The organism is Vibrio genomosp. F10 str. 9ZD137 (genome assembly GCF_049974785.1).
GTDB lineage: Bacteria > Pseudomonadota > Gammaproteobacteria > Enterobacterales > Vibrionaceae > Vibrio.
In genome coordinates this window covers 1-392 of sequence record NZ_JBNGCJ010000602.1, presented here as the reverse complement: position 1 = coordinate 392, position 392 = coordinate 1, and the positions used below count along the sequence as shown (strand labels likewise).

Genomic DNA, 392 nt, shown 5'->3' with positions numbered 1-392 from the left:
GCAGCGATCACGGCGACGAGCTTCGTTGCTGCCAGTGCAACCCCAGCCATTTCTGCCGATCCTGCTTTAAAACAAACGTCGGGTAAAAACGTAACAGCAGAGAGTACGGCGGAAGAAATGCTGCACTTTTGGTATGACAAAGCCGATGCTGAAACAAAAGCCAGATTCAAAGCGCATATTAATCAGTAAACCTCTTTGGTCCTTAAGTACATTTCGCCATGCAAGCCATTTTGCTGCATGCATGGCGTAACGCTTTTGACTATGTCCAGAACATCATTGCAATCAACGTCAGGGCACCAATACACGCAGCGTTAAGTACAAGGCCGACTCGCATCATCTCTTGCTGCTTAATGTGACCAGACCCAAACACAATCGCATTAGGTGGAGTAGCG

At 48.0% G+C, this 392-nt stretch carries 2 protein-coding genes; one reads left to right on the top strand and one right to left on the bottom strand.

All coding sequences use genetic code 11. From position 1 onward, the window contains the following. The coding region (locus tag ACP45E_RS14580; RefSeq protein ID WP_198927728.1) for a DUF2057 family protein at nucleotides 1-189 on the top strand (189 nt) is incomplete at its 5' end. A 70-nt stretch (nucleotides 190-259) separates the two neighbouring features. Here the strand turns inward: ACP45E_RS14580 and ACP45E_RS14575 are convergent. Beyond that, the coding region (locus ACP45E_RS14575; RefSeq protein WP_141707349.1) for an anion permease at nucleotides 260-392 on the bottom strand (133 nt) is incomplete at its 5' end.